Source organism: Actinokineospora spheciospongiae, assembly GCF_000564855.1.
Taxonomy (GTDB): Bacteria; Actinomycetota; Actinomycetes; order Mycobacteriales; family Pseudonocardiaceae; genus Actinokineospora; species Actinokineospora spheciospongiae.
The window spans coordinates 49,941-66,045 of sequence record NZ_AYXG01000020.1 but is presented as its reverse complement, the minus strand read 5'-3'; the positions used below and the strand labels follow the sequence as shown (position 1 = coordinate 66,045).

Sequence of the window (16,105 nt, the reverse complement as noted above, 5' to 3'; positions counted from 1 at the left end):
ACGACATTGTCAGCGTCGAGACAGACCCCTGAGGGAGATTTTGTGAGCAGTACGCACACGAGGCTGGCGGCGTTCATCTGGTCGGTGGCCGACCTGTTGCGCGGCGACTACAAGCAGTCCGAGTACGGGAAGGTGATCTTGCCGTTCACGGTCCTGCGACGCCTCGACTGCGTGTTGGCGCCGACCAAGGACGCGGTGCTGGAGCGCAAGGCCAAGCTGGCCCAGCAGGGCGTGCAGAACCTCGACATGCTCAAGCGCGCCACCGGTGGACTCAGCTTCTACAACACCTCGAAGCTGGACTTCCGGGCATCGGTGCGCGACCAGGACAACGTCGCCACCAACCTGAAGTCCTACGTCGGCGCCTTCTCGGAGAACGCCCGGGAGATCTTCGAGGCCTACGACTTCACCGCCCAGTTGGGCCGCCTCGACGGAGCCGGGCTGACCTACCAGGTGGCGTCCAAGTTCGCCGAGATCGACCTCAGCCCGGACGTGGTGGACAACCACCAGATGGGTTACGCGTTCGAGGAGCTGATCCGCAAGTTCTCGGAAATCTCGAACGAGACCGCGGGCGAGCACTTCACGCCCCGCGAGGTCATCAACCTGATGGTGGAACTCCTGCTCGCCCCCGATGGCGAGGACCTGACGACGCCGGGTGTTGTGCGGACCGTGCTGGACCCGGCGTGCGGAACGGGCGGAATGCTCACCGCCGCCGAGGAGTTCGTCCTCAAGCGCAACCCGGACGCGACGGTCGTGCCCCACGGCCAGGAACTCAACGCCGAGTCCTACGCCATCTGCAAGTCCGACATGATGATCAAAGGCGAGAACTCGTCGAACATCAAGCACGGCAACTCGTTCAGCCACGACAAGCACTACGGCAAGTCCTTCGACTACCTGCTCGCCAACCCACCGTTCGGCGTGGAGTGGAAGAAGGTCAAGGACGACGTCGAGACCGAGTCGAAGCTCGGCTTCGCAGGCCGCTTCGGCGCAGGCCTGCCACGCATCAACGACGGCTCGCTGCTGTTCCTCCAGCACATGATCCACCACATGAAGAAGCCGGAGCAGGGCGGCTCCCGCCTCGCGATCGTCTTCAACGGCTCCCCCCTGTTCACCGGAGCCGCCGAGTCGGGCGAGTCGAAGATCCGCCAGTGGATCTTGGAGAACGACTGGCTCGAAGCCATCGTGGCACTGCCGGACCAACTCTTCTACAACACCGGCATCTCCACCTACTTCTGGATTCTGACCAACCGCAAGGACGAAGCACACCGGGGCAAGGTGATCCTGCTGGACGCCCGGGAGCACTGGTCGAAGATGCGCAAGTCCCTGGGCGACAAGCGCAAGTACATCCCGAACGAGGAGATCGGCAAGCTCTCCACGCTCTACGGCGAAGCACTGACAGCAGCCGAGGACCCCGAGCACCCGATGCACGAGAAGGTGAAGGTCTTCGCACCACGGGACTTCGGGTACCGGCGGATCACCGTGGAACGGCCGTTGAAGCTCCGATTCGAGGTGACGGAGGAAGCTCTCGCTGAACTCGAGATCGCCAAGACCCTGGCGAAGTACGAGGGGCGGGAGAAGCTGATCGAGTCCTTGCGCGGGCTGGTTGCCGAGCCTGCCGCGTTCCGCAAGGTGGACTTCGCGAAGGTCTTGCGGGAGACGCTGGCCCCACTGGGCAAGCTGCCTGCCGGCGTGGACAAGGCGGTCTGGGGCGCGGTCTCACTGAGCGACCCGGAAGGCGAGTTGCAGGTCGACCGCAAGGGCGATCCGCTGCCGGACCCTGACCTGCGGGACAACGAGAACGTACCGCTCGATGAGGACATCGACAAGTACATGGCCCGCGAGGTCCTGCCGCACGTGCCGGACGCATGGGTGGACCACACAAAGACCAAGGTGGGGTACGAGATCCCGTTCACGCGCCACTTCTATAAATACGTACCACCGAGGCCGCTTGAGGAGATTGACGCTGAACTGAAGGACCTCGAAGCTCGGATTCAGCGTCTGCTAAGCGAGGTAACGGAGTGACTAATCCATTTTTCAATTTGCCAAAAAACTGGAGAATATCTCGTCTTGACCGCATTGCCTCGGTCCACGCACGCATCGGCTGGAAAGCCCTGACCGCTGCCGAATACCAGCATCATGGATACGCTTTCCTGGCAACTCCCAATATCAAAGAACGAGAGATCGATTTTCGGAATGTAAATTTTATCACTGCATATCGTTACAATGAATCTCCGGAACTTAGATTGAAAGTCGACGACGTTCTTCTAGTCAAAGATGGAAATACCTTAGGCATAACCAATATTGTTCGCCATCTTCCTCGACCCGCCACCGTCAACGGCTCCATTGCGGTACTTCGCCCCTTCGGGGTAAATTCAGCCTTCCTAATGTATGTTCTTGCTAGCAGTTCGACCCAGGGAAAAATATCCGCAGTGAAGGACGGAATGGGCGTACCTCACCTATTTCAAGCGGACATCAAAAAATTCCCCATTCCGCTGCCGCCTGTCGAAGAGCAGCGACGCATCGCCGACTTTCTAGATCTTGAAACCAGCCAAATAGATCATATGATTAGCTTAAGAAAGCTTCAGTCTGAAATCATTAAAGAAAAAAGGCAAAATTCGATTGAGGAAATCTTTTCCAAACTTAAACCAAACAACGGGGTTCGCCTAAAACGTTTGCTGCGAAGCCGTCCACGATACGGTGTTCTTGTTCCAGAATTCGTGAACAATGGAGTTCCATTTATACGCGTTAACGACCTGACGGATCTGGAGAGTCGAATTGATCATCTTCCATGCATACCAGAGGCGCTTTCTGCGCAGTACAAGGCAACAAAAATCAGAGAGGGCGACCTACTAGTCAGCGTCGTCGGCACTATCGGACGAACGTCGCTTGCGCCTCGATCTGCCATAGGAGCGAACGTCGCTCGCGCAGTCGCGGTCTTAAGGGCCACCCCCGGAATATCAATCGAATTAATTCGCACGTGGATATCCAGTAGAAACTTTGTCGAACAGGCATTAAAAGCGACCGCATCAGATAGCGCGCAGAGAACGCTAGGAATGGAAGATCTTTCAAATTTTGTCGTTCCATGGCCGGATGATAGCAAGTCGCAACAGGAAATGACGATTCGCGCGAAGCGCATCGAAGATGATTGTCGCTTGCTAGACGCGCTTGCAGCAAGGCAGATAGATTTACTCGCCGAGCGGCGCCAAGCATTGATCACCGCTGCGGTCAACGGCCAACTCGACGTAACGACGGCACGGTCGGGGGTGCGCTGATTCATGCACAGAGGGGGGATCGAGTGACTACGGGGGAACAGGCGCTGTATAGCCCGCCAGCGGGCATTGACGCGGCTGCCATCAACACTGCCAAAGGCAAGGTCGGCGCCACAGCCAAAACCCTGCTGGACAAGGTCCGGCAGTTCGCCGAGCGGGCCACAGCGTTGCTGTCCGCGCCGGACGCACTGCGGGAGAGTGCGCGGCACCAGATCGACATCCTGGCCGATCAGCAGGCCCACGCCGTCCTGGCCACCCGCCCGATCGCCGACCTGCGCGGTCTCGCGGGCAAGGGTGCCCGGCTGGGTGCTCTTGCCGACGCGGGCTTCCGCACGATCGCGCATGTGGTCAGGGCGACTCCCGACAACTTGCAGACCGTGCCGGGCGTCGGCCCGCAGTCGGCTCAGCAGGTCTCGGCAGCAGCGAACCGGCTCGCGCGTGAGGTCCGGCAGGAGGCGCGGGTTCGCTTCGACCTCGACCAGCGGCACCCCGGTCAGACCCAACTCCTCGCCACGCTCGCCGCTGCCCGGCACGCCGACAGCATCCGGGGTGCCCTGCAAGAGCCCCTGGAGCAGTTCACCGGGCAGGCCGAGCGCTTGGTGCGGGAGGCGGAGCCGACCGCCAGCCGTGCGGGGATGCTCTTTCGGTTCGGCAAGCGGAAGCAGACCGCACTCGCCGCGTTGGCCCAGCTCGACGCCCTCTTGGCCGCTCCCCGAACAACCGCCCTTCTGCACACGGTGGAGCAGCAGGAGCGGGCCGCTGACCCCGCCTCCTACTCGCCCGAGCAGCTGTGGCAGGAGTACTCCCAGGACGCGGCCGGGTTCAACGCGCTGCTCTCCACGCTCGGGGGTCAGGGCGACGGTGACGACAGCGAGGCCGCGCAGGGGTTCCTGCCGGAGGAGCTGCGCCAGGAGATCACCGCCGTCCCGCTGGACACGAGCCTGCTCAAGGCCACCCTGCGCGGTTACCAGGTGTTCGGCGCGCAGTACGCGATCCACCAGAAGCACTCGATCCTCGGTGACGAGATGGGGCTGGGCAAGACCGTGCAGGCCCTGGCCACGATGACGCACATGGCGGCGATGGGGCAGGCCCGCTTCCTCGTGGTCTGTCCGGCCAGCGTGCAGATCAACTGGCTGAACGAGATCAGCAAGCACACCACTCTCAAGGGGCACAGCCTGCACGGGGCGGACCGTGCGATCGCCACGCACCACTGGTTGCGCACCGGTGGTGTCGCGGTCACGACGTTCACCACGCTCGGGCGCCTGAACGGCATCACCGAGGCCGGGATCGCGATGCTCGTGGTGGACGAGGCGCACTACGTCAAGAACCCCGAGGCGCAGCGGGCCAAGCACGTTGCCGCGATCGTGGCCGTGGCCCAGCGGGCGATGTTCCTGACCGGTACACCCATGGAGAACCGGGTCGAGGAATTCCGCAACCTCGTCCACTACCTGCAACCACGGGTCGCGCAGGGTCTGGACGCCGCTGACGCGCTGACCGGGGCGAAGCGGTTCCGCCGGGCGGTCGCGCCGGTCTACCTGCGGCGCAACCAGGAGGACGTGCTCACCGAGCTGCCGGACAAGATCGAGGTCGAGGACTGGGTGCACTTCTCCCAGGCCGACACCGCCGCCTACACGATGACGGTGCGCTCGAAGAACCTCATGCAGATGCGGCAGGCCGCGTTCCGGTCCGACGATTCCGCCAAGCTCGAACGGCTCGCCGAAATCGTGGACGAAGCACGTGAGGACGGGCTCAAGGTCGTCGTGTTCTCCAACTTCCTGGACGTGCTCCAGGTCGTCCGCGGCAAGCTCGGCACGTCCGTGGTGGGCGTGCTGAACGGGTCTGTGCCGCCCGTGGCCCGCCAGCAGCTCGTCGACACCTTTTCCCGGCGCGAAGGCCATGCTGTGCTGCTCAGCCAGATCGAGGCGGGTGGGGTCGGGCTGAACGTGCAGGCGGCCTCGGTGGTGATCATCGCCGAGCCGCAGTGGAAGCCCAGCACCGAGGAGCAGGCCATCGCCCGCGCCTACCGGATGGGTCAGATCCGGAAGGTGCAGGTGCACCGGCTGCTCGCCAAGGGCAGCGTCGACGAGCGGCTGCGGGAGGTCCAGGAGCGCAAGAGCCTCCTGTTCGCCGAGTTCGCCCGCAAGAGCGACGCCAAGGAGGCCGACCGCCGGTCGATCGACACCGGCGAACACCGGCCGGGCTTCCTCGACGACGAGGCCATCCCGCTCCAGCAGCGCATCATCCGCGCCGAACAGCACCGCCTCGGCATCGAGTCCTGAACAGGAATCTGGGGGAACCACATGGTCGTGGCACGCGAAACATCCCTTCAAGAGCTGTTGGAGGGGGCGAAGCAGTACCAGATCCCGCTGTACCAGCGGCCCTACTCCTGGGGGACGGGCCAGCTCAAGCAGCTGTGGGAGGACATCTCCCAACTGGCTGAGGACCGCGCCGACGACCGGGAGCTGACGCACTTCATCGGATCGGTGGTGCTGACACCCAGCCCGGCCAACGGGCCGACCGGCGTGTCCGAGTACCTGGTGATCGATGGGCAGCAGCGGCTCACCACGCTCACCATCCTCCTGTGCGCGATCCGCGACCACCGAGCGGCACGGGAGAACCCGGAGCACAGGCAGAGGATCAATGAGCAGTACCTGGTCAACCGGTGGAAGCCGGGGAACCAGCGGTTGAAGCTGGTGCCGACGCAGGCTGACCGCGCCGCCTACCTGGCCTGCGTCGACTCCACCCCGCAGGCTGGTGGAACGGACCGCATCGGCGCCGCTTACCGGTTCTTCTCCGCACGGCTGGCGGGCGCCGACGACCCTGACGACCCCCACGACATCGAGCGGATCGAGGACACCGTGTTCTCGGGCTTGGCCCTGGTCTCCGTCACCGCGCAGCAGGGGGACAACCCGCACCGGATCTTCGAGTCGCTCAACAACACCGGCCTGCGGTTGACCCAGGCCGACCTGCTGCGCAACTACCTCTTCATGCGGTTGCCCACCCGTGGCGCGGCCGTCTACGAGTCGCTGTGGCTCCCGCTCCAGAAGGGCCTGGAGCGCGACCAGTTGGAGCTGCTGTTCTGGCTCGACCTCGTGCAGCGCGATCCGCGCATCAAGCAGGCCGACACCTACACCGGGCAGCAGCGGCGGTTGGACAAACTACGCTCAGAAGAGGACATCGAGCGGGAGGTCGCCAGGTTCGGCGGCCTCGGCGAGCTCTTGCGGACGATCCTCGACCCGTCCCGTGAACCGGATGCAGCGGTACGACACCGCTTGACCCGCCTCGGCGCGTGGGGGACGACGACCGTCTACCCCGTGCTGCTGCACCTGCTGGATCGGCGGGCCTCGGGCACAGCCGACTCCGCGCAGATCTCGACGGCGATGCTGCACCTGGAGAGCTACTTCGTCCGCCGCCTGCTCATCGGCCGCGCCACAGCGGGGATCAACAGGACGTTGCTGTCCATGGTGACCGAGATGGACGCCGATGCTCCGGTCGACCAGGCTGTTCGCGGCTACCTGACGACAGGTCGAAAGCACTACGCGAGTGACCGGGAGATCAAGGCGGCCGTGCGGTCGGTGCCCTACTACCTCAACGGGCGCCCGCACCAGCGAGCGCTGGTGTTGCGGTGGCTCGAGGAGACCTACGGCAGCAAGGAGCCGGTGGACCTGTCCTCCCTGACGATCGAACACGTGCTGCCGCAGACACCGACCCCGCAGTGGCGGCGGGTGCTGGCGGAGGACCTCGAGGGCGGGGAGGAGCTGGGCCAGGTGCACGAGGGCCTGGTCCACACCCTGGGGAACCTGACCCTCACCGGCTACAACTCCACCCTCGGCAACAGCACGTTCGAGGTGAAGCGCCCGAAGCTGGCCAGCAGCGGCGTGCGCATGAACCAGGAGATCGCCGCACAACACCGGTGGGGACGGCCGCAGATCCAGGAACGCGCCGACGCCCTGGCGGAGCGGGTGATCGCCGAGTGGCCCGGCCCCGCGGCAGCCGGTGCTGACTTGTCGGGAACGGCGTGGGAGGTGATGAACCAGGCGCTCGCTGAGCTGCCCGCGGGGGCGTGGACGACCTACGGCGACCTCGCCGTGCTGATCGGCAGCCACCCCGTGGCCATCGGGCAGCGGCTCGCGACCACGCCCGCTCCCAACGCGCACCGGGTCCTGCAATCCGATGGCAGGGTCTCGCCGAACTTCGCCTGGCTCGACGCGTCGCGCACGGACGACCCACGGGACACGCTGGAGGCCGAGGGGGTGGTGTTCGACCGCCACGGGCGCGCGGACAAGGAGCGACGGGTGACCGCGGAGGAGCTCGCGGTGCTCATCGGTGCCGATGTCCCGGACCTGGGGCCGGTGCCCGAGCCCGGCGAGGACGCGATGCCGCCCGACCGGTTCCTCGGTCAGCTCGTGGAGCGGCAGGGGGACGACATCGCCGAGGCTGTGATCGAGGTGATCGAGCTCTGGATCGAGCGGGGTGGGCACGTCGAGTTCGGCCTCAAGAACGAGACGTCGTGCTTCCTGATGTCCCGGGACAAGTCGCACCCCGACGGCAACATCTGGCCCGTGGTCTTCTACCCGAGCGGCAAGTGCGAAGTGGTGTTCCAGCACCTGGGCAGGCGGCAACCGTTCGACGACCCGGCTCGGCGCGAGAAACTCCGCCAACGGCTCAACACCATCCAGGGTGTCGACCTGCCCGCGGCGAAGATCGATCTGCGACCTGGGTTCGACCTGGGCGTTCTCCTGGATGTGTCCGCGCGTGCGGGCTTCGTCGAGGTGCTCGGCTGGTTCCACGAGATCGCGGCAGCCAACGGCACGACGGAGGCAGACGCCACGTGACCGTGGAACCGGGCCGAACACACCGGGTCGGCGCTGAGAGCGCAAGTCGGGTCATGCCCTCCACCGGAAGGAGTGTATCGATGGCAGTGCACACGGAACGGGCGTTCGAGGACGCCATCGAGGCGGCCATGGTCGCCGCCGGGTGGCAACGGGGGCAGCGCGACGGCTACAACCGGGAACTCGGTCTGGACACCGACCAGTTGTTCAGCTTCATCGGGGCGACGCAGGACGACGTCTGGGGCAGGCTCAGAGCGCACTACGGCAACGACACCGACGAGCAGATGCGCCAGTTCGGCCGGTTCCTCGCCAAGGAGATCGACAAGCGCGGAGCGGTCGACGTGCTGCGCCACGGCGTGCGCGACCGCGGGCACCTGATCCGCCTCGCCTACTTCCGCCCCGCGCACACCCTCGCCGACGACGCCCTGGTCGACTACCGGCGGAACCGGCTGTCGGTGACCCGCCAACTCGCGTACTCCACCCGGGATCGCGGCAGGGAACTCGACCTGGCGCTGTTCGTCAACGGCGTTCCGGTCGCCACAGCCGAGCTGAAGAACCCCCTGACCGGGCAGAACGTCGAGCACGCGAAGGAGCAGTACCGCCGCGACCGCGACCCGCGGGAGCCGCTGTTCGCCAAACGGGCGCTAGTGCACTTCGCGGTCGACCCCGACCTGGTCTTCCTCACCACACGCCTGGCCGGTGAGAAGACCCGCTTCCTGCCGTTCAACACCGGGTCGGCAGGGCCGGGAAAGGACGGTGGCGCGGGCAACCCGGGTGCGGAACCCGGCCGTTACCGGACCTCCTACCTCTGGGAGGAGGTCTGGCAGCCGGAGGCGTGGCTCGACATCGTCCGCCGTTTCGTGCACCTGGAGGAGGGCACCCCGCAGCGCGGCGGCCGCAGGCCCGGGCCGCACGCCCGAGAGCTGATCTTCCCCCGCTACCACCAGTGGCACGCGGTGCGCAGCTTGATCGCGCATGCGGCCGAGCACGGCTCGGGGCACAACTACCTGGTGCAGCACTCGGCCGGGTCGGGCAAGTCGAACACCATCGCCTGGCTCGCCCACCGGCTGTCCAACCTGCACGGCCCGGACAACGAGCAGGTCTTCGACAAGGTCGTCGTGATCACCGACCGGGCGGTGCTGGACCGGCAGTTGCAGGACACCATCTACCAGTTCGAGCACCGCGCGGGGGTGGTCACCAAGATCAGCGACAAGGCGGAGGGCTCCAAGTCCGAGCAGGTCAGCAGCGCCCTGGCGGGCGAGACGACCAAGATCCTGGTCGTCACCCTGCAGACCTTCCCGTTCGTGCTGGAGAAGGTGGACGGGCTGCGCGGGAAGCGGTTCGCGATCATCGTCGACGAGGCGCACTCGTCCCAGTCCGGGGAGTCCGCGGCGGCGCTCAAGCGGGTGCTGACCAAACTCGGCAGCAAGGACATCGACGAGGACGACGACCCGCTGACAGCGGCGGCGTTCGCGCGTGGGCGGCACCAGAGCCTGTCCTACTTCGCGTTCACCGCGACGCCCAAGCCGAAGACCATCGAACTCTTCGGCGTGCGGACGGGCGACACCGTGCGCCCGTTCCACATCTACTCCATGCGCCAGGCCATCGACGAGGGATTCATCCTCGACGTGCTCCGCAACTACGTCACCTACCAGACCTACTGGCGACTCACCGGTGGGGACGACGACCGCGAGGTCGACGAGCGCAAGGCCAGCGCCGCCCTGGCCAGGTTCGCCGTGTTGAGCCCGGCCAGCCTCCAGCAGCGCGCCGAGCTCATCGTCGAGCACTTCATCAAGCACACCCGCGGCCGCCTCGGTGGTCGGGCGAAGGCGATGGTGGTGACCCGCTCCCGCGAGCACGCGGTCAAGCTGTACCGCAAGATCAAGGACTACGTCGACATGCGCGGTTACGAGAACTGCGGCGCACTGGTGGCGTTCTCGGGCGAGGTGAAGGTGGACAACCTCGACGCGGACACCGTCACCGAGGCCTCGATGAACGGCTTCGGCGAGGCGGCCCTGCCGAAGGCGTTCGCCTACACCCGCGCGGACGACGAGAACGCGGCGGCGAACCCCAAGCCCGAGTACCGGATTCTCGTCGTGGCCGAGAAGTACCAGACGGGGTTCGACCAGCCGCTGCTGACCACGATGTACGTCGACAAGTCGCTCAAGGGCGTGGCTGCCGTGCAGACCCTGTCGCGGTTGAACCGCACTCACCCGCGGAAGGGGCAGGACGACCTGTTCGTCCTCGACCTGGCCAACGCGGCCGAGGACATCCAGGCGGCCTTCCGGCCGTACTTCGAGGCCACGATCACCACGCCGACCGACCCGAACCTCATCTACGACGCGCAGCGAGCGGTGATGGACCAGCAACTGCTCGTGGAGTCGGAGATGGAGGCCTTCGCCACCGAGTACGAACGGGCACAGCGATTCGCAGGTGACCGGACGAAGTGGGACCGGGCGCACGCGGAGCTGTACCGACTCACCCATCCCGCGCGCGACCGGTTCGCCCAACTGCTCGAAGACGACGGTGAACGGGCTGAGGAGTTCCGGTCGTCCCTCCGCGACTTCGTCCGCAAGTACGGTTTCCTCGCCCAGGTGATCGGGTTCACCGAACGGTCGCTGGAGCGGCTGTACGTGTACGGCAAGATGCTCCTGCCGCAGCTCGCGCGTCGGCAGGACCCGGGTATCGACCTCGGCCAGGTCGACCTCACCCACCTGAGGATCGGCCGGACCGGAGAGCACGACCTGGCACTCGACCCCGAGGGGGAGCAGGTGCTCCCGGGTTTCACCGGCGACGGCGCCGGTGGTCAGAACGAGCGCCCCGTCGCGTCGCTGGCCGAGCTGATCGCCGAACTCAACGAGCGGTTCGGCAGCAACCTCGGGGAGAGCGACATCGTGCGCGGTTCAGCGGAAGCCGCGATGGCCGAACCCCGGGTGAAGGCCGCCGCGTTCGCCAACGACGAGGAGAACTTCGGGCACGTCTTCGACGAGGTGTTCGAGGACAAGCTGTACGAGCGCATCGAGAACGACACCAAGGCGGTGCAGATGTTCGCTGACGACCCGCAGTTCAACTCCGAGTTGAAGAGCATCGCCCGCCGCTACGCCTACGAGTCGCTGCGCCGGGACGTGGCCTGATCCATGACCGCGCGACGGACTCTGGACCAGCGCTACGAACTCACCTCGCCGATCGGCCGCGGCGGGATGGGCGAGGTGTGGTCCGGTTACGACAAGCGGCTGGACCGGCCGGTCGCCGTCAAGCTGCTGCGCCCCGATGTGCTGCCGCTCGGCTCGGACCGCACCACTCTCGCGAAGCGGTTCCTGCGCGAAGCCCGGCTCACCGCACGCGTGGAACACCCGGGCGTGCCCGCGGTGTTCGACGCGGGCGCGCAGGGCGACGAGCTGTACCTGGTGATGCAACTCGTACCCGGGATCGACCTGGGCGATTTCCTCGCCCAGCACCAGCCGGTTCCGGTGGACTGGGCAGTGGCCGTGGCCGCGCAGGTCGCGTCCGTGCTGGCCGCCGCGCATGCCGTCTCCCTGGTCCACCGCGATCTCAAACCCGGCAACGTGATGGTCAGGCCGGACGGCACGGTCACCGTGTTGGACTTCGGCGTCGCGACGCTGCTCGAAACGGACCTGACCCGGCTGACGACGACCGGAGAGGCCGTCGGCAGCCCTGCCTACATGTCACCGGAGCAGGTCCTCGGCGGCGTGCCCAGCCCGCGCAGTGATCTGTACTCCCTCGGGTGCATCCTGCACGAACTCCTGGCGGGCACTCGCCCCTTCACCGCCGAGGGCACCTACCCCGCCATGCGGCAGCACGTGGAGGAGCCACCGCCGCGGCTGCGGGCGCACCGAGCCGACACACCGGCCGCCATCGAGGAACTGGTCCTGCGACTGCTGGCCAAGGCACCCGAGGATCGCCCGGCAGACGCACAGGAGGTGTACGAGCGCCTGCTGCCCTTCCTCCCCACTCCGGGACCGAGTACCGGAACCGGAGGACCGTCGAGGCCTTCCGACCCCACTCGCCCGTACCGGCATCCGTTCGCCCCGCGCAGCCGCAGCGCCTCTCGCGAGGCCGTGCCTGCCGCGCCGCACACGCTGGACTTCGCCGGAACTCGTGACGAGGCGGCCGAACTGGCCATGGCAGGTCGGTTCACCCAGGCAGCGGAGTTGCTGGAAGACCTCCTGGAACGGGCAGGCGCGGGCGAACACCCGCGCACCCAGCGGCGGGGCGCTCGACTGCAACTCGCGAACACCCTGCTGCTCGGCGGCGACTACGCCCGCGCTCTCGCGGAATACGAGCTGTTGATCGACGAAATCGGACCCGAGCGGGCAGCCGAGGATTCGGATGTCCTGCACTGGCGACTGCAGATCGCGGTCTGCCACGCCGCCCTCGGGCGCGCACCGGAAGCCCTGGAACACCTGGAACCGGTCTTGCGGATTCAGCAGCGGAAACTCGGTGCCACTCATGACGAGGTGGTCGAACTGCGCCGGGAGGCGGCCAAGTTGCAGGCATCAGCAGGCGGTGTACGCGAGGCGGCAGCCCTTGTCCGTTCACTCCTCCTCGATCTCGGGGATTCACATCCACGGCGAGTCGAACTGCGAGCCATGCTGAGTCGGTTCACCGGCTGATACAACCCGGCGAGATTGCCGGGTGCCGCAGTCGGGTGGTGTCAGAGCACGTCGACGTGGAAGATGGCGGCTCGCACGTTGTGGGCGGCCTTCTCCATGTCGATCAGGGCGTGCAGGGTGAGTTCGACGTCGGTGGAGGTGCCTGCGAGGATTCCGGCGAGGTCGGCGGTCCGGTGGTCGAAGGTCTCGTACTCGGCGATGACCTCGTCGGTGGCGCCGAACTTGCGCTGGTGGGTGCGCGGCCAGTCCGACTCCGCCCGGCTGACCTCGCCGTCCGCGCCCGCGATCACCAGCAGCGCCTTGCCGTAGTTGACCATCGCCGCCGCGGGGGCGGAGCTGAGGCCGTAGGCATCCCTGCCGAAGTCGCTGATTTCGAGAACCTCGTGGTCGGACATGTGGGTCCCTCCCGGTCGTGTGCACGCGCGGGGCGGATCAGAGCACCGGGTGGGACACCCGCACGAGATCATCAATTGTGGCGTCACCGGGACGGGGCACCGCTGTCATCCTCTGGTGTGTCGGGAGCCGTGCGGGCGGGGGCCTCGGTGAGGGCGGTCGTGGGGTGTTCGTCACCCGGCGACGCGGGCGGCTCGGTGCAGGGCGTCGCGCGCGGTGGTGTTGTCGCGGTGTGCGCTCAGCTTTCGCCGGAAGGTGCGGAAGGCGAGGTCGACGCGGGCGGAGTGGATGCGGGGGTAGTCGTCGAGGAAGCGGTGCCAGGTGGCGCAGGACTGCTCCAGGCGGCCCTGGCGCAGTTGCAGGTCGGCGAGGTGGTGGATGGTGAGCATGCGGGAGCGGCGTTCGGCTTCCGGGCGGTGGCGCAGGGAGTCGCGCAGTGCGGTTTCGGCCCGGTGGCTGGCGCGGAGGAACACCAGGGCCTGGCCGGTCAGGTGGGCCAGGTCCGCCCGGTCGGTCCGCTGGGCGGGCGGTTCCTCGGCCTCGTCCAGGCATCCCTCGGCCTCGGCCAGGCGGGACAGGGCGGTGCCGCGGTGCGAGAGCGCGGCGTGGGCGACGGCCGCCTGGCCGAGGATCGCCGCCCGCGCGCCGGGTGCGGCCCGGCCGCCCACGCGGTCCACCGCCGCGTCGGCCAGGCAGGCCGCTTGGCGGTAGTGGCCCAGGAACCAGGCCTGCACGCTCATGCCGCGCAGGACCAGCGCGTGCGCCGTCGCGTCGCCCGCTTCGTCCGCCAGGCGCAGCGCTGCCCGGTAGTAGCGCTGGGCCAGGTTGTGGTGCAGGTTGTCGAAGCACATGAAACCGGTCAGGTGGGTCAGTGCGGCCGTCGCGCCGAACAGGGTGCGGTGGTTGTCCTCGGGGCACGCCAGCAACCAGGTTGTGACGTCGGTGGCGAGGTAGGCGGCCAGCGCGAGCCGGGCGTGCCCGCCGCCGAACGCCTGGTCGGCGGTGGCGAAGGCGCGCCGCATGGCGCTGATCGCCTCGGCGGTCTCGCGTTCGACGGCGCACACCCGGGCGGGGCGGGGATCGCGGCCCGCCCGGCCACCGGTCCACGCGGGGGTCGCCGCCCACTCCACCCGGAACGGCTGTCGGCACAGGGCGCTGCGGCACGCCGGGTCCAGGTCCGCCGTGATGAGCTGGAGGAGCGCGGAGGCGGCGGATGCCTTGTCGACGGCCGGTTCGGCCGGGCAGGCGGACGCGGCGCGCAGGCCGGTGTCGGCCACCGGGACCGGTCGGCCGAGGCGGCGGGACAGCGCCTGGGCGACGAACTCGGGGACCGGTGGGCGCGGGCGGCTCCCCGACAGCCAGTGCGCCACCGCGGTCCGGTCGTAGCGCAGGACGACGCCCGCCTCCAGGGCCACCCGGTTGACCGCGAGGGCGAAGCTGTGCCCGGTCCACCGAGCCTCCCCGAGGAGGGCGCGCAGCGCTTCGTTGGGCGTGTTCTTGCGCAACGTCCAGTTCTCCTGACAGCTTCGACCGCCACACCGGCCCGAAACCGGCGTGCCGAACAAATACCTGACCGCTTTCCGGAGATCCCGCCTTTTCATTCAAGCACGGCCCTCCCACCGCGACCATAGCTCCTTCGGGTGAGGCGGCGGCCAGTGCCAACCGGCCACAAGTGCTGCGGGACAACAGGAACCGGCCAGCCGGAGCGGAATATTCCTCTTGGGATGCCGACAACCCGCGAACAGCCTGAATGGCCCTGCCGCCTCCCCCGGCACGCCACTACATTGGCATTCACGATCCCGGTGGAGGTGGACGACCGTGGAACTCTTCGACCCCGACCGGCTCCGCATCGGCGAGGACGCGAACCCGGACGTCGACCCGCTGGCGGAAGCGGTGCGGTGGATGCGCGCGGAGAGCGAGCGCATGGTGGGCTTCCCGGTGAACCTCGACTTCGACTGCCGCCCCCTGGCGGAATTCCTCGCCGTGCACGGCAACAACGTCGGCAACCCGCGCGCGGAGAGCGCGTACCGGATCGACACCAAGCCGTTCGAGGTGGCGGTGCTGGACTTCTTCACCGCCCTGGCCGGTGGCGACCCGTCCCGGGTGTTCGGCTACCTCACCAGCGGCGGCACCGAGAGCAACACGTTCGCGGTGTGGGTGGCGCGGGAACGCCACCCCGACGCGGTGCTCTACGCCTCGGCCGAGGCGCACTACTCGCTGCCGAAGCTGGCCAGGCTGCTGCGGATGCCCCACGTCGCGGTGCGCACCCGGCCCGACGGCACGCTGGACACCACGGCCCTGGTCGGGGAACTGGCCCGGCACCCCGGTCGGGCGGCGGTGGTCGCGGTGACGATCGGCACGACCGGGCGCGGTGCGGTGGACGACCTGCCCGGGGTGCGCCGCGCGCTCGCGGCGGCGGGGGTCGAGCGGAGCTGGGTGCACTGCGACGCGGCCTTCGGCGGCATCCTGGCCGAGTTCGGCGACGAGGCGATCCCGTGGAACCTCGCCTCGGGGGCCGACAGCGTCGCCATGAGCGGGCACAAGGTGATCGGGTGCCCGGTGCCCTGCGGGGTGGTCCTGGTCCCGGAGGCCGACGTCGCCACCATCCGCGCGGAGGGGGTCGCCGTCGGGTCCGACGACGACACCATCACCGGTTCGCGGGACGCGCTGGCGCCGGTGCTGCTGTGGCACGAACTCCGCCGACTGGGCAGGCGCGGGGTGGCCGACCTGGCCCGCCGGTGCCACCGCACCGCCGCCCACGCCCAGCGCGGGCTCGCCGAGGTGGGCCGCAACCCGAGCCGGGCGCGCGGGGGGACCATCGTGCTGTTCGACCGGCCCCCGGCGGACTTCTGCCGCCGCTGGCACCTGGTGCACGACGAGGAGCACGCCGCGCTGGTGGTCATGCCGCACGTCACCGAACAGCAGGTCGACGAGCTGTGCGCGGAGCTGGCCGACCTCGGTTGACCCGCTGGGGACGCGG

Annotated in this window: 9 protein-coding genes; 7 read left to right on the top strand and 2 right to left on the bottom strand. The window is 67.6% G+C overall.

The window, feature by feature from the left end:
* The first annotated feature begins 42 nt into the window (after nucleotides 1-42).
* From UO65_RS02525 to UO65_RS02505, 6 genes are all read left to right on the top strand, one after another.
* A complete protein-coding gene (locus UO65_RS02525) occupies nucleotides 43-2,019 on the top strand; it encodes a type I restriction-modification system subunit M (protein ID WP_035278315.1) in 1,977 nt (658 codons plus the stop codon).
* A complete protein-coding gene (locus UO65_RS34215) occupies nucleotides 2,016-3,269 on the top strand; it encodes a restriction endonuclease subunit S (RefSeq protein ID WP_200873284.1) in 1,254 nt (417 codons plus the stop codon). The genes UO65_RS02525 and UO65_RS34215 overlap by 4 nt, the downstream gene beginning before the upstream one ends.
* Nucleotides 3,270-3,292: 23 nt before the next feature.
* Nucleotides 3,293-5,545: a DEAD/DEAH box helicase gene (locus UO65_RS02520; protein ID WP_084175243.1), complete on the top strand. Its 2,253-nt coding sequence runs from the start codon at nucleotides 3,293-3,295 to the stop codon at nucleotides 5,543-5,545.
* Nucleotides 5,546-5,566: 21 nt separating this feature from the next.
* Nucleotides 5,567-8,101 carry a GmrSD restriction endonuclease domain-containing protein gene (locus UO65_RS02515; protein WP_035278314.1) on the top strand — a complete coding sequence of 845 codons (2,535 nt, stop codon included), beginning with the start codon at nucleotides 5,567-5,569 and terminating at the stop codon, nucleotides 8,099-8,101.
* A gap of 80 nt (nucleotides 8,102-8,181) precedes the next feature.
* A complete protein-coding gene (locus tag UO65_RS02510) occupies nucleotides 8,182-11,232 on the top strand; it encodes a type I restriction endonuclease subunit R (RefSeq protein ID WP_035278313.1) in 3,051 nt (1,016 codons plus the stop codon).
* Between the two features lie 3 nt (nucleotides 11,233-11,235).
* Nucleotides 11,236-12,732, top strand: a complete 1,497-nt coding sequence (locus UO65_RS02505) for a serine/threonine-protein kinase (RefSeq protein WP_035278312.1) — start codon at nucleotides 11,236-11,238, stop codon at nucleotides 12,730-12,732.
* A gap of 41 nt (nucleotides 12,733-12,773) precedes the next feature.
* Here the strand turns inward: UO65_RS02505 and UO65_RS02500 are convergent, their stop codons facing one another.
* Entirely contained in the window at nucleotides 12,774-13,127 is a 354-nt protein-coding gene (locus tag UO65_RS02500; RefSeq protein ID WP_035278311.1) for a tellurite resistance TerB family protein, read from the bottom strand.
* Nucleotides 13,128-13,298: 171 nt separating this feature from the next.
* Nucleotides 13,299-14,630, bottom strand: coding sequence for a hypothetical protein (locus UO65_RS02495; protein WP_052020531.1), 1,332 nt, complete (start codon nucleotides 14,628-14,630; stop codon nucleotides 13,299-13,301).
* 313 nt (nucleotides 14,631-14,943) lie between these two features.
* On the opposite strand from UO65_RS02495, the gene UO65_RS02490 reads away from it, so the two are divergent.
* Complete coding sequence (locus UO65_RS02490) at nucleotides 14,944-16,089, top strand: histidine decarboxylase (protein WP_052020529.1); 1,146 nt, start codon at nucleotides 14,944-14,946, stop codon at nucleotides 16,087-16,089.
* Nucleotides 16,090-16,105 lie beyond the last annotated feature (16 nt).

What these genes read in the sequence shown, in the direction of transcription:
- UO65_RS02515 (WP_035278314.1), top strand. Translation starts at nt 5,567, where the DNA reads ATGGTCGTGGCACGCGAAACATCCCTTCAAGAGCTGTTGGAGGGGGCG.
- UO65_RS02510 (WP_035278313.1), top strand. Translation starts at nt 8,182, where the DNA reads ATGGCAGTGCACACGGAACGGGCGTTCGAGGACGCCATCGAGGCGGCC.
- UO65_RS02505 (WP_035278312.1), top strand. Translation starts at nt 11,236, where the DNA reads ATGACCGCGCGACGGACTCTGGACCAGCGCTACGAACTCACCTCGCCG.
- UO65_RS02500 (WP_035278311.1), bottom strand. Translation starts at nt 13,127, where the DNA reads ATGTCCGACCACGAGGTTCTCGAAATCAGCGACTTCGGCAGGGATGCC.